This is a genomic window from Ancylobacter sp. IITR112 (genome assembly GCF_041415945.1).
Classification (GTDB): Bacteria; Pseudomonadota; Alphaproteobacteria; order Rhizobiales; family Xanthobacteraceae; genus Ancylobacter.
Window position 1 is genome coordinate 2,994,921 of sequence record NZ_JBGCUS010000001.1, and the last position, 16,604, is coordinate 3,011,524.

Annotated in this window: 13 protein-coding genes; 10 read left to right on the plus strand and 3 right to left on the minus strand. The window is 69.8% G+C overall.

Annotated elements, in window-relative coordinates; all coding sequences use genetic code 11:
- The 4 genes from AAC979_RS14305 (at position 1) to AAC979_RS14320 (ending at position 6,254) form a co-directional block, all read left to right on the plus strand.
- The gene (locus AAC979_RS14305; protein WP_371347545.1) at positions 1 to 3,036 is read left to right on the plus strand and encodes a sarcosine oxidase subunit alpha family protein; all 3,036 of its coding nucleotides are present in this window, start codon (positions 1 to 3) and stop codon (positions 3,034 to 3,036) included.
- Positions 3,037 to 3,046: 10 nt separating this feature from the next.
- Complete coding sequence (locus AAC979_RS14310) at positions 3,047 to 3,613, plus strand: sarcosine oxidase subunit gamma (protein ID WP_371347546.1); 567 nt, start codon at positions 3,047 to 3,049, stop codon at positions 3,611 to 3,613.
- 129 nt (positions 3,614 to 3,742) lie between these two features.
- On the plus strand, positions 3,743 to 5,107 hold the full coding sequence (locus AAC979_RS14315; RefSeq protein WP_371347547.1) for an L-serine ammonia-lyase: 1,365 nt from the start codon (positions 3,743 to 3,745) through the stop codon (positions 5,105 to 5,107).
- Positions 5,108 to 5,201: 94 nt separating this feature from the next.
- Positions 5,202 to 6,254, plus strand: a complete 1,053-nt coding sequence (locus tag AAC979_RS14320) for a GlxA family transcriptional regulator (protein WP_371347548.1) — start codon at positions 5,202 to 5,204, stop codon at positions 6,252 to 6,254.
- A gap of 6 nt (positions 6,255 to 6,260) precedes the next feature.
- Here AAC979_RS14320 and AAC979_RS14325 read toward each other — a convergent pair whose 3' ends face one another.
- Complete coding sequence (locus AAC979_RS14325; RefSeq protein WP_371347549.1) at positions 6,261 to 6,986, minus strand: anti-sigma factor domain-containing protein; 726 nt, start codon at positions 6,984 to 6,986, stop codon at positions 6,261 to 6,263.
- The gene (locus AAC979_RS14330) at positions 6,983 to 7,552 is read right to left on the minus strand and encodes a sigma-70 family RNA polymerase sigma factor (protein ID WP_371347550.1); all 570 of its coding nucleotides are present in this window, start codon (positions 7,550 to 7,552) and stop codon (positions 6,983 to 6,985) included. The genes AAC979_RS14325 and AAC979_RS14330 overlap by 4 nt, the downstream gene beginning before the upstream one ends.
- Before the next feature lie 166 nt (positions 7,553 to 7,718).
- Here AAC979_RS14330 and AAC979_RS14335 point away from each other — a divergent pair, with 166 nt between their 5' ends.
- The 3 genes from AAC979_RS14335 to AAC979_RS14345 all read left to right on the plus strand — a co-directional run bounded on the left by AAC979_RS14335 (position 7,719) and on the right by AAC979_RS14345 (position 11,469).
- Positions 7,719 to 8,513 carry a DUF4394 domain-containing protein gene (locus AAC979_RS14335; RefSeq protein ID WP_371347551.1) on the plus strand — a complete coding sequence of 265 codons (795 nt, stop codon included), beginning with the start codon at positions 7,719 to 7,721 and terminating at the stop codon, positions 8,511 to 8,513.
- A 189-nt stretch (positions 8,514 to 8,702) separates the two neighbouring features.
- Positions 8,703 to 9,962: an SRPBCC family protein gene (locus tag AAC979_RS14340; protein ID WP_371347552.1), complete on the plus strand. Its 1,260-nt coding sequence runs from the start codon at positions 8,703 to 8,705 to the stop codon at positions 9,960 to 9,962.
- Between the two features lie 337 nt (positions 9,963 to 10,299).
- Positions 10,300 to 11,469: a 2Fe-2S iron-sulfur cluster-binding protein gene (locus AAC979_RS14345; protein WP_371347553.1), complete on the plus strand. Its 1,170-nt coding sequence runs from the start codon at positions 10,300 to 10,302 to the stop codon at positions 11,467 to 11,469.
- A gap of 142 nt (positions 11,470 to 11,611) precedes the next feature.
- On the opposite strand, the gene AAC979_RS14350 is transcribed toward AAC979_RS14345, so the two are convergent.
- Positions 11,612 to 12,358, minus strand: a complete 747-nt coding sequence (locus AAC979_RS14350; RefSeq protein WP_371347554.1) for a hypothetical protein — start codon at positions 12,356 to 12,358, stop codon at positions 11,612 to 11,614.
- Between the two features lie 160 nt (positions 12,359 to 12,518).
- Here AAC979_RS14350 and AAC979_RS14355 point away from each other — a divergent pair, with 160 nt between their 5' ends.
- The 3 genes from AAC979_RS14355 (at position 12,519) to AAC979_RS14365 (ending at position 16,586) form a co-directional block, all read left to right on the plus strand.
- Positions 12,519 to 13,493: a GlxA family transcriptional regulator gene (locus AAC979_RS14355; RefSeq protein ID WP_371347555.1), complete on the plus strand. Its 975-nt coding sequence runs from the start codon at positions 12,519 to 12,521 to the stop codon at positions 13,491 to 13,493.
- 149 nt (positions 13,494 to 13,642) lie between these two features.
- Positions 13,643 to 14,425 carry a YoaK family protein gene (locus tag AAC979_RS14360; RefSeq protein ID WP_371347556.1) on the plus strand — a complete coding sequence of 261 codons (783 nt, stop codon included), beginning with the start codon at positions 13,643 to 13,645 and terminating at the stop codon, positions 14,423 to 14,425.
- A gap of 121 nt (positions 14,426 to 14,546) precedes the next feature.
- Positions 14,547 to 16,586, plus strand: coding sequence for an FAD-dependent oxidoreductase (locus tag AAC979_RS14365; protein ID WP_371347557.1), 2,040 nt, complete (start codon positions 14,547 to 14,549; stop codon positions 16,584 to 16,586).
- The last annotated feature ends 18 nt before the right edge of the window (positions 16,587 to 16,604 follow it).

A 16,604-nucleotide genomic window follows, 5' to 3' on the forward strand; every position in this document is an offset into this window, starting at 1 on the left:
ATGACCAACCGCTTCCGCACCGCCTCGGGCGGGCGCATCGACCGCGCCGCGCCGCTGTCCTTCCGCTTCGACGGGCAGACCTTCTCGGGCTTCAAGGGCGACACGCTGGCCTCGGCGCTGATCGCCAATGGCGTCCACCTCGTCGGCCGCTCGTTCAAATATCATCGCCCGCGCGGCTTCCTCTCCGCCGGCTCGGACGAGCCCAATGCGCTGGTCAATGTCGCCCGCGACGCCGCCCGCGCCGCGCCGAACCTGCGCGCCACCCAGGTCGAGCTCTATGAAGGGCTGAAGGCGCAGAGCCAGAACCGCTGGCCGTCGCTTTCCTTCGATGCCGGCGCGATCAACGACCTCGCCGCGCCCTTCCTGCCCTCCGGCTTCTACTACAAGACCTTCATGTGGCCGGCTGGGGCGTGGAAGCGCTTCTACGAGCCGAAAATCCGCGCCATGGCCGGCCTCGGCGTCGCCCCCGACCTGCCGGACCCGGACCGCTACACCCAGAACCACGCCCATTGCGACGTGCTGGTCGTCGGCGCCGGCCCGGCGGGCCTCGCCGCCGCGCTCGCCGCCGCCGAGAGCGGGGCGAAGGTGATCCTGTGCGACGAACAGGCGGAACTCGGCGGCTCGCTGCTCTCCGAGACCACCGCCACCATCGAAGGCCAGAAGGCCACCGACTGGCTGGCGGCGACGCTGGCGAATCTGGCCGCGCGCGAGAACGTCACCTTGATGCCGCGCACCACCGCCTTCGGCTATTTCCCCCACAACCACATCGCGCTGGCCGAGCGCGTCACCGAGCACCTCGCCGCCCCCGGCCCCGACCTGCCGCGCGAGCGGCTGTGGGAGGTGCGGGCGAAAGAGGTGGTCATCGCCGCCGGCGCGCTGGAGCGCCCGCTGGTGTTCCCCGACAATGACCGCCCCGGCGTGCTGCTGGCCGATTCCGCCCGCACCTACGCCAATCGCTACGGCACCAGGGTCGGCGAGCGCGCGGTGATCTTCACCGCCTGCGATGCCGGCTACCGCACCGCGCTCGACCTCACGGCCGCCGGCGTCAGCATCGCCGCCGTCGCCGATCTGCGCGCGGAAGTCTCCGGCGAACTCCCGGCCCGCGCGCTCGCGGCCGGCATTGATGTAAGGCCCTCCACCGTGCTGGTCGGCACCAAGGGCCGGCTGCGCGTCGCCTCTGCCCAGCTCGCCAAGGTGACGGGCGGGGTCGTCGGCCCGGCCGAAACCATTGCCTGCGACGCGGTGCTGATGTCTGGCGGCTTCACGCCGAGCGTCCACCTGTTCTCGCAGTCGCGCGGCAAGCTGGTGTGGGATGGCGCAGCGGGGGCCTATCTGCCCGGCACCTCGGTGGAGCGCGAGCGTTCCGCCGGCGCCTGCCGCGGCGTCAATGGCCTGCAGCGCGTGCTGGAAGACGGCTACGCCCAGGGCGAGGCGGCCGCCATCGCCGCCCGCACCTACACCTCCCCCGCGCGCGGCGCCACCCCGGCGCCGGCCACGCCGTCGCGCACCATTCCGGCGAGCGCGGAAGACCTCGGCACCGGCGGCTTCATCGGTGCCACGCCGCATGGGCGCAACCCGGCCTTCACCAAGGCTTTCGTCGACTGGCAGAACGATGTCACCGCGAAGGACCTGAAGCTCGCCACCCGCGAGGGCATGCGCTCCATCGAGCATGTGAAGCGCTACACCACCACGGGCATGGCGACCGACCAGGGCAAGACCTCGAACATGAACGCCCTCGGCATCGTCTCCGAGGCGCTCGACACGCCGGTGCCGAAGATCGGGCTCACCACCTTCCGCCCGCCCTTCACCCCCACCACCTTCGGCCTGTTCGCCGGGGCGGCGCGCGGCGATGTGTTCGATCCGCTGCGCAAGACCGCCATCCATGACTGGGCCGCCGAACACGGCGCCGCCTTCGAGGATGTCGGCAACTGGAAGCGCGCGCATTACTTCCCCCGCGCGGGAGAAGACATGCACGCCGCCGTCGCCCGCGAGTGCAAGGCGGTGCGCGCCAGCGTCGGCATGTTCGACGCCTCCACCCTCGGCAAGATCGAGATCGTCGGCCCCGATGCCGCCGAGTTCATGAACCGCATGTACACCAATGCCTGGGCCAAGCTGGAGCCCGGCCGGCTGCGCTACGGCGTCATGCTGCGCGAGGACGGCTTCGTCATGGATGACGGCGTGGTCGGGCGCATGGCGGCGGACCGCTTCCATGTCACCACCACCACCGGCGGCGCCCCGCGCGTGCTGGCGCATATGGAGGACTATCTCCAGACCGAATGGCCGGACCTCGACGTGTGGCTCACCTCCACCACGGAGCAATGGTCGGTCATCGCCGTGCAGGGCCCCAAGGCCCGCGAGGTCATCGCCCCGCTGATCGAGGGCATCGACCTCTCCAAGGAGGCCTTCCCGCATATGAGCGTGCGCGAGGGCACCATTCTCGGCGTGCCGACGCGGCTGTTCAGCGTGTCCTTCACCGGCGAACTCGGCTTCGAGATCAACGTGCCCTCCGCCTATGGCCGCGCGGTGTGGGAAGCGGTGTATGCGGCGGGCGAGCGCTTCGGCATCACGCCCTATGGCACCGAAACCATGCATGTGCTGCGCGCCGAGAAGGGCTACATCATCGTCGGACAGGAGACGGACGGCACCGCCACGCCGGACGATGTCAATCTCGGCTGGGCGGTGGGCAAGGCGAAGAAGGATTTCGTCGGCAAGCGCTCGCTCATCCGCGAGTCCATGTCCGCGCCGGACCGCCGGCAGCTGGTCGGGCTGAAGACCACGAACCCTGCGGTGGTGCTGGAGGAAGGCGCGCAGATTGTCGCCGATCCTTCCGCCCCCGTTCCGGTGCCGATGCTCGGCTTCGTCACCTCCTCCTATCACAGCGCCGTTCTCGGCCGCTCCATCGCGCTGGCCATGGTCAAGGGCGGGCGCGCCCGCATCGGCACGAAGCTGATGGTGCCGATGCCGACCCACGCCATCGAGGTCGAGGTGGTCGAGCCGGTGTTCTACGACCCCAAGGGAGAACGCCTCAATGGTTGAGAGCGCTGCCGTGACCGCGTCCCTCGCACCCGCCCGCCCGCTCGGCGCGCTGGCCGCCGCCTCCCGCGTCCTGCCCGCCGCGCGGCTGACCGCGCTGGGGGACGCCGCCCGCCTGGTCTTCCGTGGCCGCGAGGCGGCGATCGGCCCGGCCGGGGAGGCGTTCGGCGTCGCCCTGCCGCGCGAGGCCTGCCGCTTCAATGCCGCGAACGGCCGCTTCGCCTTCTGGCTCGGCCCGGATGAGTGGCTGCTGCTCGCCCCCGGCACGGAGCCCGCCCCGCTCTTCGCCGCCATCGAGGCGGCGACGGCGGGCCTGCCGCATGCGCTGGTCGATGTCTCCGCGCGCAGCGTCGGCATCGAGCTGGCGGGCGACAAGGCCGCCTTCGTGCTCAACCAGGGCAACCCGCTGGACCTGTCGCTTCAGGCCTTCCCGGTGGGCATGTGCACCCGCACCGTGTTCCACAAGGCGGAAATCGTTCTGGTGCGCCATGCTCCCGACGTGTTCCACATCGATGTCTGGCGCTCCTTCGCGCCCTATGTCTGGGAACTCCTGGAAGACGCCCGCCGCGAACTGGCGTGACGCGGGCAGGGCTGCCGCCACACTGTCATCCCGGACGGCCGCCAGCCGTTCCGGGATCGTTCGCGAGAGGAGAGCGATCCCGGCTCTCCGCTCCGCTTCGGCTGGGATGACGCAAGCGGACACACCGCCATGATCAGTGCCTTCGAGCTTTTCAAGATCGGCATCGGCCCGTCTTCCTCGCACACGGTGGGGCCGATGCTGGCGGCGTTGCGCTTTGCCGAGAGCCTCGCGGCCGAGGCGGTGCTGGCGCGCACCGCCCGCGTGGAAGTGGTGCTCTACGGCTCGCTCGCCTGGACCGGCAAGGGCCACGGCACCGACAAGGCGGTGATCCTCGGCCTCGCCGGCCTGCACCCGCGCAATGTCGACCCCGACCGCGCCGATGTGCTCGTCGCCGGCGTGGCGGAAGACGGTCGCCTGCCGCTCGGCGGCAGCCACGGCATCCGCTTCGAGCCCGCCCGCGACATCGTCTTCGACGGCGTCTCGCCCACCCCGCAGCACCCGAACACGCTGGCCTTCCGCGCCTTCGCGGCCGATGGCGCGCCGCTGTCCGAGGCGCGCTGGTGCTCCATCGGCGGCGGCTTCGTGGTGCCGGAGGCGGAGGTCGGCCAGCCGCCGGCAGCCGACGAGGCCGCCCTGCCCTATCCGTTCCGCAACGCCCGCGAGCTGCTGGCCTATGCGGCGCGCGAAAACCTCTCCATCGCCGAGCTGGTGCTGGCCAATGAGCGCGTCCGCCGCCCGCCCGCCGAGGTGGAGGCGCGGCTCGACGGCGTGGTCGAGGCGATGATGGCCTGCATCGACCGCGGCCTTGCCACCTCCGGCGAGCTGCCCGGCGGCCTCAAGGTAAAGCGCCGGGCCAAGGCGATCCGCGACAGCCTTCTCGCCCGCAACGCCCCGACCCCGCATGAGATCATGGACTGGGTCAGCCTCTACGCCATCGCCGTGAACGAGGAGAACGCCGCCGGCGGGCGCGTCGTCACCGCCCCGACCAATGGCGCGGCCGGCGTGGTGCCGGCGACGCTGCGCTATTACCGCGACCATTGCCCCGGCGCGAACCGCGAGGGGCTGCACGTCTTCCTGCTCACCGCCACCGCCATCGGCGCGCTGTTCAAGATCAACGCCTCGATCTCCGGCGCCGAGGTCGGCTGCCAGGGCGAGGTCGGCGTCGCCTGTTCCATGGCGGCGGGCGGGCTCGCCGCCGCGCTGGGCGGCACCCCGGCGCAGGTGGAGAACGCCGCCGAAATCGGCATGGAGCATCATCTCGGCATGACCTGCGACCCCATTGGCGGGCTGGTGCAGGTGCCCTGCATCGAGCGCAACGCCTTTGGCGCCATCAGCGCGGTCAACGCCGCCTCGCTGGCACTGCATGGCGACGGCACGCATATCGTCTCGCTCGACAAGGTGATCGTCACCATGCGCGAGACCGGCCGCGACATGGCGTCGAAATACAAGGAAACCTCGCTGGGCGGCCTCGCCGTGAACCTGCCGGAATGCTGAGCCGCCCATGCCGCCGCCAAGGAAGCCTCAACCCGCCGCACAGCCGGTGCGACCTGACGCCGCAAATTTGCTATGCTGGGTCGAGGAGCAGGCCATGAACCAGCAGCGTCCCCCCTCCCTGGCCATGACGAGCGCGTCCAGCACCGCGGCGCCGGTGCTGAATGTCGGCTTCATCCTGGCCGACAATTTCACCCTCTCCGCCTTTTCGCTGATGGTCGACCAGCTGCGCCTCGCCGCCGATGATGGCGACCGCTCGCGCCCCATCCTCGCCCGCTGGCAGGTGATGGCCTCCAAGCCGGAGCCGATCCGCGCCAGTTGCGGCATCACCGTGGCGCCCTCCGGCCCGCTCGCCGACCCCGCGAATTTTCACTACATCATCGTTGTCGGCGGCCTGCTGCATGGCGGCCAGCAGCTCGACGAGGAGAGCATCGCCTATTTGAAGCGCGCCGCCCGTGCGGGCGTGCCGCTGGTCGGCGTGTGCACCGGCTCCTTCGTGCTCGCCCGCGCCGGGCTGATGACCGGCCGGCGCTGCTGCGTCTCCTGGTATCACTATCAGGACTTCATGGAGGAATTCCCCCACCACACCCCGGTGGCGGACCGGCTCTATGTCATCGACGGCGACCGCATCACCTGCGCCGGCGGCGGCGGCGCGGCCGACCTCGCCACCGCTTTGGTGGAGAAGTTCCTCGGCCGCTCCATCGCGCAGAAGAGCCGGCATGTGCTGCTGCTGGACCGCCAGCGCCCCGGCACCGAATCCCAGCCGCACCCGCCGATCGCCGATCTGGTGGCCGATGACCGCGTGCGCCGCGCGCTGCTGATGATGGAGCAGCACCTCGCCGATCCGCTACCCATCGCCGACATCGCCCGCCGGCTGCAACTCTCCACCCGCCAGCTGGAACGCCTGTTCCAGACGGTGATGGGACAGCGCCCGGCGGAGTTCTACCGCCGGCTGCGGCTGCGCTATGCCCGCTTCCTGCTCGACACCACCGGCCGCTCCGTGACGGATATCGCGCTGGAAGCCGGCTTTTCCGATTGCGCGCATTTCTCCCGCCAGTTCAAGGCGCAGCACGGCTTCACCCCGTCCGATGCCCGCGCCCGCGCCCCGGTAGCGGCGCAGAGCGTCGCCGGCCATCGCCTGTTCGACTGAAGGCGCTTAGATGCCGGTTTCGGTCCGGCTGGCATTGCCCTTCATCAGGATCGGGCCGGTCGGGCGCCCGGTGGGCGAGCCGCCTTCGGGTTCCAGCGTCACCTCATAGAGCTGCTCCGCCGCCGGGGCGGGCAGGCCCGCGACGCTCAGTTCCACATTGCGCAGCGCGTCGAGGAGGCCGACGGAGACGGGCCCGCGTTCGCGGTCCCACAGCGTCCACACCTGCAGCGACTTGCCCTCCGGCGCCTTGAGCGCGCTCAGCGCCAGAAGTTCCGTGCGCCCGTCGCGGAAGGCATTGACCACCGCCGCCGGCTGGTTCTGGTCGGAGAGCAGCACCGCCACCAGCATCGGCGCCTGCGCCGCCTGCCGCGCCAGATGCGTGGCCCCAAAGGCGAGCAGCACCAGCGCGGCCGAGGCCGCGAGGCCATAGCCCCGCCACAGGCTGAGACTGCCCCACCACACCGCCAGCCGGGAGGGTCGGGCGGGCGCCGGGGGCGCCGCCTTCGGTGCCGGCACCGCCAGCCCCGCCACGATGCGCGGCCACAGCGCCGGATCGGGCGTCACCGGCGCGGCGGTGGCGTCGAGCTCGGCCAAGCGCACCCGCCACAGTTCCACCTGCACGGCGAGCCCGGCATCGCGCGTCAGCCGCTCCTCGCAGCGCCGCATCTCCTCCGCGTCGAGCAGGCCGAGCACATATTCGCTCGCCAGCCGGTCGCGCTCGTCGCCGCTCATGTCATGCACTCCCGCAGGGTGAGCAGGCTGCGGCGGATCCACGCCTTGGCGGTGCCGAGCGGCACGCCGAGCCGTCCCGCCAGTTCGCCATGGGTCAGCCCGCGCATATAGGCCAGCAGGATCGCGCGGCGCCGCAGCGGCTCCAGCCGGTCGAGGCAGCGGCGCAGCGCGCTGGTCTCGGACAGCGCCATGACCAGCGCTTCCGCGTCGGCGGCCTCGCTGGCCGGCTCGATCGCGGTGAAATCGCCGACCGATTCCATCCGCCCCTCGCCGCGCAGCGCGTTGAGAGCGGTGTTGCGCAGGATGGCGAAGGCCCAGGAGGTGGGGCGGCCGCGTGCGGGGTCGAAGCTGTCGGCCTTTTCCCAGATGCGCAGAAAGGTGTCGTGCACCACTTCGTCGGCGAGATCGCGCCGGCGCAGCATGCGCAGCGCGACGCCGGTCATCCGTGGCGCCAGCCGGTCATAAAGAAGCTGCAGCCCGGCGCGGTCGCCGCGCGCGCAGCCGCGCAGCGCCTCGGCGAGGTCGTCATCGGCGGCGCCCTCACGCGTGGGCAGCAGGGTCGTCATCGGGCGGCTCCCGCAAGGTAAGGCTTGATACTCTTACGCCGGGTCGGCGGTTGCGGATGCAACGGCAGGAGATTTTTTCGCCGCTCGCTGCATCCACCGGTCATTCCCGCGTGTAGCCGCTCCGTCCCAGCCGACACAGGTTCGGCGCGAAACGGAGTTCGCCACCATGAAAAGCTCGATGATCGCCCTCACCTTCAGCGCGTTCACCTTCACCGGCCTCGCCCTTGCCACCAGCGGCGCGCAGGCGCAGTCCGTTGCCGCCCTGCTCGACGGCAACAGGATCGCTGTCGTGGATGTGAAAGCCGCCAAGGTCGGCACGCCGGTGAAGGTCGCCGGCGACGGCACGCTCGTCGGCATTGATGTGCGCCCGGCCGACGGCCTGCTCTACGGCCTGTTCGCCGATGGCACCGTCGTCACCATCGACCCGATGAGCGGCAAGGCGATGGCGAGGTCGAAGCTCTCCACCATGCTCCCGGCCGGCTCCATGGCCACCGTCGATTTCAACCCCGTGGCCGACCGGCTGCGCGTCATCGGCAGCGATGGCACCAATCTGCGGGCCAATGTCGACGACGGCAAGGTGACGACGGATGGCGTGCTGAAATACGCCGAGGGCGACATGCACAAGGGCAAGACTTCGAAGGTGGTCGCCGGCGCCTACACCAATTCGGTGAAGGGCGCGAAGGAGACCGCGCTCTACGATATCGACGCCGCCGCCGGCACCCTGGTCAAGCAGGCGCCGCCCAATGACGGCGTGCTCAATTCCATCGGCAAGCTCGGCGTGTCCGGCGACAGCTTCGCCTTCGACATCGTCACCACCTCGGCCGGCGCCAATGAGGGCTGGCTGATGGCGGGCGACACGCTTTATTCGGTCGATCTCGCCACCGGCAAGGCCACCGCGGTGGGCAAGATCGCCGGGGTCGCGGGCAAGGTGCACGACATCGCCATCCTGCCGGCGATGTGAGCCTTCCACCCTTCTGTCACGCCACGGAGAGGGCGGCGCGGCGACGCGCCGTCCTTTCCGCGTTGCGGGCGCGCCGGCAAATGTCGCGTCCAGCAAACTCTCTGTCGCGTCGGCGAAAGTCGCGCGTCCGCTTGTGTCGAACAATTCCAGACGACAAGCGGGCCGCACCCGCGCGAGGGAGAACAGACGATGCTCGATTCCACCGCCACCCCGCTCAAGACGCTGCTGCGCCGCCGCAAGCCGGGCTACAGCCTGGAGGCGCCGTTCTACACCAGCCCCGAGATCTTCGCCGCCGACCTCGACATCATCTTCAGCCATCACTGGCTGTTCGTCGGCGTCGACCCCGACATTCCCGAGCCGGGCGACGCCATGACGCTGAATATCGGCCAGACCAACATCGTGCTGGTGCGCGACGATGACGGCGAGGTGCGCGCCTTCCACAATGTCTGCCGCCACCGCGGCGCGCCCATCGTCCATGACTACAAGACCACGGTGGGCAATCTCGTCTGCCGCTACCATTCCTGGACCTATGGTCTCGACGGCAAGCTGCTCGCCGCCTCGCATATGGGCGAGGGTTTCGACGCCTCCTGCCATGGCCTGAAGCCGGTGCATGTGCGCTCGCTGGAAGGGCTGCTCTTCATCTGCCTCGCCGACGAGCCGCCGGCGGATTTCGAGGTGATGGCGGCGAAGATGGCGCCCTATCTCGCCCCGCACGACCTGAAGAACGCCAAGGTCGCCTTCGAGAAGGACATCATCGAGCCCGGCAACTGGAAGCTCACCATGGAGAACAACCGCGAGTGCTATCACTGCGCGGGCAACCATCCCGAGCTGACCGTGCCGCTCTTCGCCTATGGCTTCGGCTTCGCGCCGGAAGAACTCGACGAGCACGAACGCAAGGAGGCCGAGGATTACGACAAGCTGCTGAAAGACAGCCATAAGGAATGGGAAAGCTGCGGCTTCCCCTCCACGCTGATGGAGCATCTTGACGACATGGCCACCGGCTTCCGCACCGAGCGCCTGCCGCTCGCCGGATCGGGCGAAAGCCACACCCACAGCACCGAAGCCGCGTGCAAGAAGCTGCTCGGCAAGATCAACGACCCCAAGCACGGGGCGCTGCATTTCTGGACCCAGCCCAATAGCTGGCACCACTTCATGTCCGACCACGCCGTGGTGTTCTCGGTGCTGCCGCTCGACGCCGAGCGCTCGCTGCTGCGCACCAAATGGCTGGTGCACAAGGACGCGGTCGAGGGCGTCGACTACACGATCGAGAATCTCACCAGCGTGTGGGACGCCACCAACGACCAGGATTCGGAACTGGTCGGCTATTGCCAGACCGGCGCCCGCAGCCCGGCCTATGAGCCCGGCCCCTACTCGCCGCACACCGAGATGCTCGTCGACAAGTTCTGCAACTGGTACGTCAACCGGATGAGCGAACATCTGGGGCGGTAAGCACGCGCGGCCCCCGGCAGTCGCCGTCATCCCCCGGGTGACGGGAACCGTCATCCCCCGGGTGACGGGAACCGTCATCCCCCGGGTGACGGAAACTGTCATCCCGGCCGAAGGCGAAGCCGTAGAGCCGGGATCGCTCTCCGTCCGGTACGCGATCCCGGATCGGCCTGCGGGCCGTCCCGGATGACGGAGCCGGTTCCCCCTTGCACACCGTCATCCTGAGGTGCCGCCGCAGGCGGCCTCGAAGGATGTCGACACAGAACACCCGAGGGACGAGCATCCTTCGAGGCTCGCTTCGCTCGCACCTCAGGATGAGGTCGCATCAGGATTATCGACCATGGACGCCGCGCCCACCCCCGCCGTCTCGCCCGAACCCGCCGCGCCGCGTCTGGCCTTTCCGCTGCCGGCGTGGAACCCGGAAGGCGACGACGCCCTCACCGTGCTCGCCATCCGCGAGGAAACGGCGGATGTGAAAACCTTCGTGCTGGCGCCGCAGGAACCGTGCCTGTTTCATTACCGGCCCGGCCAGTTCCTCACGCTGGAACTCACCATTGACGGCGAGACCATCAATCGCTGCTACACCATCGCCTCCGCCCCCACCCGCCCGCACACGCTGGCCATCACGGTGAAGCGCGTGCCCGGCGGGCCGGTGTCGAACTGGCTGCATGATCATGTCCGCGTCGGCTCCAGCCTGCGCGCGGTCGGCCCGATGGGCGAGTTCTCCTGCTTCCTGCAGGGCACGCCCGCCCCGGCGCCGAAATATCTGTTCCTGTCCGGCGGCAGCGGCATCACCCCGCTCATGTCGATGGCCCGCACCTTCCACGATCTCGCCGTGCCGCGCGACATCGTCTTCGTCCACGCCGCCCGCTCGCCGGCCGACATCATCTTCCGCGACGAGCTGGAACTGATGGCACGCAACCAGCCGGGCGCCTTCCGCTTCGCCCCGATCTGCGAGGCCGACAGCCCGTTCGCCCCGTGGCACGGCCTGCGCGGCCGGGTGAGCCTTGGCGTGCTTGAACATGTCGCACCCGATTTTCGCGAACGCGAAGTCTTCGTCTGCGGCCCGGCGCCGTTCATGAAGGCGGTACGGGAGCTGTTGAAGGGCGCCGGCTTCGACATGGCCCGCCATCATGAAGAGAGCTTCGATTTCGCCGAACTGGCGAAGGCCGAGCCCGAGGTGGCGGCGGAGGTGGTCTCCGCCGAATTGCTGCAGGCGGTGCCGGAGGCGCTGATCGCGCCGATCGTCACCTACACCGTGGAATTCGCCAAGCAGAAGCGCAGCATCGAGTGCCGCTCGGACATGTTCGTGCTGGACGCCGCCCGCCGCGCCGGGGTGCGCCTGCCCTCCTCCTGCTCGAAGGGGCTGTGCGGCACCTGCAAGTCGAAGCTCATCGAGGGCACGGTGGAGATGAAGCATGGCGGCGGCATCCGCCAGCGCGAGATCGACGCCGGCATGGCGCTGCTGTGCTGTTCCAAGCCGACCAGCAATCTGGTGGTGGACCGCTGACCGGTTGCCGCCCGCACGGACAATAAAAATGTCATCCCGGAAGGGCCGCAGGCCCTGTCCGGGATCGCCATGCCGTTCGAGAGAACGACCCCGGCTCACCGCCTCCGGCGCCGTCCGGGATGACGGCGTGCCGGAGCGAAGCTCAGCGCCAGAGGTCGAGCGCGCCGGTCATGGCCTGCTTCATGCCGTCATAGGCGCGGCTGGTGCCCTCCACCGTGCGGTCGACGAGTTCGCTGGCGGTCGGCAGCGGCGGCAGGCCGAGAAAGCCTTCCTTCGGCTCCGCCGGGCGGGCGACCACAGGCGCCGGCGGCACCACACCCGGCGCGGCGGCGGCGAGATCGAGCGGCCGGCCGACGGCACCGGGCGTGGCGGGCGTCGTCGCGGCGGGGGCGGCCGGCTGGGTGCTGGCGGCGGCCGGCGCGGGGCTCCGGCTCACCATCGGGTCGCGGCTGTCGCAGCGCGCGCCGCACTGGTCGAAGCGTTCCACCCCGGCCGGCAGCGCCGCCACGGTGATGTCGCTGGACAGAGGCGGCTCGCCCGCCGCCGGGGCGGCGGGGCGGGCTGCGGCCGGCCGCGCGGTCTTCACCGGCGGCTTGTAGACGGCGCCGGGCTCGATGGCGCGGATCATGGTGGGAATGTCGAGCTGGTCGGCCTTGTCGGTCGGCTCCTCGCTCATGTCGAGCGGCACGGCGACGAGGCGCGCCAGCGTCTTCACGCTCTCCTGCGCCTGCCGCGTGCCGGCCTCCTCGGCCTTGCCGCGGGCATAGCCGCTGCTCTCGGCGACGACATAGGTGCCGGCGGCAACAGCCAGCGCGAAGCCGACCGGCAGCATCATCCGGCCGGCCAGCATGGCGTTGAATGGGACGCGCGGGCGCGAAATCGAGCGCATGGAAGGAATCCCCCGTTGTTGCGTCGCATTTCCCCCTGTCTTGGCGACCATTTTGCGGCATGATTGGTGCCAGTCGGTGACGAAGCGGGGGTAATCCTGCGCGCCGTTTTCCCAACATGATCGGCTGCAATTTTCGGCAAGCTTCTCCGGGTGCCCAGACGTGCTCGACACCGCCTCGCTGACCCGCATCGGCTTTCTCACTTTGCCGAACCATTCGATGATCGCCTGCGCCAATGCGCTGGAAGCGCTGCGCATGGCCAATTATGTCGCCGAGGGCGAGCTTTACTCCTGGCGCATCGTCACACCGGATGGCCGGCCGGCCACCGCCAGCAACGGCCTCACCCTCTCGCCCACGGTGGCGCTGGCGGATGCCGGCCCGCTCGACCTTTTGCTGGTGTGCGGCGGCATTGATGTGCGCCACGCCGCCACCCCGGCCATCGCCGATGCGCTGCGCCGGCTCGCCCGGCGCGGCGTCGCGCTCGGCGCCCTGTGCACCGGCAGCTTCGTGCTGGCCGAGGCGGGGCTGCTCGATTTCTACCGCTGCGTCGTGCACTGGGAGAACCTGCCGGCGCTGCGCGAGGAATTTCCCCGCATCGACTTCGCCGAAGAGGCGTTCGTCATCGACCGCGACCGGCTCACCTGCACCGGCGGCATCGCCCCGCTGGAAATGATGCTGACCCTGATCGAGGCGAAGGCCGGCCGGGCGCTGGCCGACAAGGTGTCGGAACAGTTCATCGTCGACCGCGCCCCGCGCCGGGTGGAAAAGGTGCCGGCCCGGCCGCGCCCGCTGCTGCCCGACCCGACGCTCGCCCGCGCGGTGCGGCTGATGGAAGGGGCGATCGAGCAGCCGCTCGGCGTCTCCGGCATCGCCAACCGGCTCGGCGTTTCCGCCCGCCAGTTGGAGCGGCTGTTCCAGCGCCATCTCGGCGTCACCCCAGCGGCCTACCAGTTGCGGCTGCGGCTGGAGCGGGCGCGCGAATTGCTGCGCCTGTCGCCGCTGCCGGTCACCGATGTCGGGCTGGCCTGCGGCTTCCAGTCGGCGGCGCATTTCTCCACCGCCTATGCCCGCCATTTCGGCCGCCCGCCCAGCCGCGAGCGGCGCGGCGCCGCCCCGCCGGCCCCGGCGCGGGCCTGAGCCCGCGCAGTTCGGACAAGGCGCGGGCGTGATCGCCGCCCCGCGGGGCGCGCCGGGGGCCTCCGCATTGTCCGCACTGGCGCCGGCCCGCGCATGGTACTAATTGTGCAGGGCAACACCGCCTGAACCCCGCGCGGAAGAACGCGCCCATGAACGCGCCTGTGAACCCGTCCGCCTATCGCCGCCTCGCCGCCCGCTACAGCGACCTCACCGCGGGCATGCTGGCGCCCGAGCGCACCCCGCTGGCCGATGCCTGGCTCGGCCTGCCCATGACCTTCGTCGCCGGCGCCACCAATGCCGGCGGGCTCTTGGCCGTGGGGCAGTACACCTCGCACATGTCGGGCATCATCTCCTCGGCCGCCGACCATGCGGTGCTGGGCGCGCTGGACCTCGTGCTCGGCGGCGCGGGGGCGCTCATCGCCTTCGTGCTCGGCGCCGCCACCTCGGCGGTGCTGGTGAACTGGGGCCGGCTGCATGTCGCCGGGCGGGAATATTCCCTGCCGCTGACGCTGGAGGCGCTGCTGCTGCTCGCCTTCGCGCTGATCGGCCCGTTCACGCGGCAATCCGGCCTCATGCTCGGCCTCGCCGTGGCGGTGCTGTGCTTCATCATGGGGCTGCAGAACGCCACCGTGACCAAGATGTCGGGGGCGAAGATTCGCACCACCCACATGACCGGCATCGTCACCGATATCGGCATCGAGCTGGGAAAACTGTTCTATTCCAACCGGCGCCGGCGCGGCACCGGCCTGCCGCTGGTGCTGGCGGACCGGGAAAAGCTCAGGCTGCTCGCCTATTTCCTCGCCGCCTTCTTCGTCGGCGGCGTGGTCGGCGCGGTGGGCTTCAACCAGGTCGGCTTCGTCTTCGCCGTGCCGCTGGCGCTGCTGGTGTTCGCGCTCGCCGGCCCCTCGGCGCTGCGCATCCTGCTGCGCTGAACGGCTCGGTCGCAACGCTACCGGCGCGATGGCGCAAATCTTCTGTCCGGCATAGGCGCATGCGACCTATCGTGCGACGGTCGGGTTTAGCATGCGTAGGCGAAGGAGCGCGCCCACCATCATGATCGCCAATGCCGAGGCACTTCTCAAACCCTTGACCATCAAGGGCCTCACCATCCGCAACCGGGTGATGTCGACCTCGCACGCGCCCGGCTACGGCAAGGACGGCAAGCCGCAGGAGCGCTATCAGCTCTACCACATGGAAAAGGCCAGAGGCGGCATCGGGCTGACCATGTTCGGCGGCTCCTCCTCGGTGGCGATCGACAGCCCGGCGGCGCCGTGGAACCAGATTTCCGTCACCGACGACAGCGTCATCCCCTATTTCCAGCAATTCGCCGAGCGGGTGCACGCCCACGGCGCCAAGCTGATGATCCAGCTCACCCATATGGGCCGACGCACCAAATGGGACACCGAGAACTGGCTGCCGACCATCTCCGCCTCGGTGCGGCGCGAGCCGGCCTCGCGCACCGTGCCGCGCGCCATGGACAAGCACGACATTCGCCGCGTGGTCAAAGCCTTCGCCGACGCCGCCCGCCGCTGCAAGGAGGGCGGGCTGGACGGCTGCGAGATTTCCGCCGCCCATGGCCATCTCGTCGACCAGTTCTGGAGCCCCTCGGTCAACCAGCGCACGGACGAATATGGCGGAAGCCTGGAAAACCGCATGCGCTTCGGCAAGGAAGTGCTCACCGCCATGCGCGAGGCCACCGGCGATGATTATGTCATCGGCATCCGCATGTCCGGCGACGAGATGATCGCCGACGGCCTCAGCCATGAGGACTGCGTCGCCATCGCCTCGGAATATGCGAAGCTCGGCCTTGTCGACTTCCTCAACATCGTCGGCGGCCAGGCGCGGGACGAGATGTCCCACGCCGTCTCGCTGCCCAACATGTCCTTCCCCGTCGCGCCCTTCCTCTATCTGCCGAGCGCGATCAAGCGCGAGGTGGAGGTGCCGATCTTCCACGCCCAGCGCGTCACCGATCTCGCCACCGGCGCCCGCGCCGTCGCCGAGGGCCATGTCGACATGATCGCCATGACCCGCGCCCACATCGCCGATCCGCATCTCGTCAAGAAGCTGATGGAAGGCCGCGACGACGACATCCGCCAATGTGTCGGCGCCGGCTACTGCATCGACCGCATCTATGTCGGCGGCGACGCGCTCTGCCTGCAGAACGCGGCGACGGGGCGCGAGGCCACCATGCCGCACGTCATCCCCAAGGCGGAGGTGACGCGCAAGGTGGTGGTGGTCGGCGCCGGCCCGGCCGGGCTGGAAGCCGCCCGCGTCTGCGCCGAGCGCGGCCACAAGGTGGTGCTGTTCGAGAAGGAGCCGGTAGTCGGCGGCCAGATCAACATCGCCGCCAAGGCCACCTGGCGCGAGGCGCTGTCCGGCATTCCGCGTTGGCTTTATGCGCAGGTGCAGAAGAAGGGCGTCGATATCCGCCTCGGCCGCGCCGCCACGCCGGAAGACATCGCCGCCGAGGCGCCGGATGTCGTCATCATGGCGACCGGCGGCCTGCCCAATCTCGGCCATGCCAAGGGGCACGAGCACGCCGTCTCCACCTGGGACATCCTCACCGGCCGCGTCGAGCCCACCGGCTCGGTGCTGCTGTTCGACGAGATCGGCGGCCACAACGCCGCCTCCACCGCGGAGGTGCTGGCGAAAAAGGGCTGCCTCGTCGAGATGGTGACGCATGACGTGCAGATCGCGCAGGAGATCGGCACCACCAACAAGCCGGTGCATCTGCGCGAGCTGTACAAGCTCGGCGTGGTGATGACGCCGAACACCGAGCTGATCGAGATCTACCCCGAAGGCAACCGCCTCATCGCCGCTTTGCGCAACACCATGACCGATGCGGAGGAGGAGCGCGTCATCGACCGCGTGGTGGTCGATTACGGCACGCTGCCCGTGGACGGCCTGTTCGAGGCGCTGCGCGGGGCGTCCATCAATGATGGCGAGACCGATCTCGACGCGCTCATTTCCGGCCGCGCCCCGCGCTGGACCGGCCAGCCCGGCTTCGCGCTCTACCGCGTCGGCGACGCCTGGACCGGGCGCAACATCCACGCCGCGCTCTATGATTCGCTCCGGCTCTGCAAGGATCTGTGAGGCGCTGATGGGCACCGT

Bases quoted from the DNA above. Each gene is read 5' to 3' on its own strand.
- AAC979_RS14345 (WP_371347553.1), top strand. From the start codon at position 10,300: ATGGACGCCGCGCCCACCCCCGCCGTCTCGCCCGAACCCGCCGCGCCG.
- AAC979_RS14335 (WP_371347551.1), top strand. From the start codon at position 7,719: ATGAAAAGCTCGATGATCGCCCTCACCTTCAGCGCGTTCACCTTCACC.
- AAC979_RS14330 (WP_371347550.1), bottom strand. From the start codon at position 7,552: ATGACGACCCTGCTGCCCACGCGTGAGGGCGCCGCCGATGACGACCTC.
- AAC979_RS14315 (WP_371347547.1), top strand. From the start codon at position 3,743: ATGATCAGTGCCTTCGAGCTTTTCAAGATCGGCATCGGCCCGTCTTCC.
- AAC979_RS14340 (WP_371347552.1), top strand. From the start codon at position 8,703: ATGCTCGATTCCACCGCCACCCCGCTCAAGACGCTGCTGCGCCGCCGC.
- AAC979_RS14350 (WP_371347554.1), bottom strand. From the start codon at position 12,358: ATGCGCTCGATTTCGCGCCCGCGCGTCCCATTCAACGCCATGCTGGCC.
- AAC979_RS14365 (WP_371347557.1), top strand. From the start codon at position 14,547: ATGATCGCCAATGCCGAGGCACTTCTCAAACCCTTGACCATCAAGGGC.
- AAC979_RS14325 (WP_371347549.1), bottom strand. From the start codon at position 6,986: ATGAGCGGCGACGAGCGCGACCGGCTGGCGAGCGAATATGTGCTCGGC.
- AAC979_RS14360 (WP_371347556.1), top strand. From the start codon at position 13,643: ATGAACGCGCCTGTGAACCCGTCCGCCTATCGCCGCCTCGCCGCCCGC.
- AAC979_RS14305 (WP_371347545.1), top strand. From the start codon at position 1: ATGACCAACCGCTTCCGCACCGCCTCGGGCGGGCGCATCGACCGCGCC.
- AAC979_RS14320 (WP_371347548.1), top strand. From the start codon at position 5,202: ATGAACCAGCAGCGTCCCCCCTCCCTGGCCATGACGAGCGCGTCCAGC.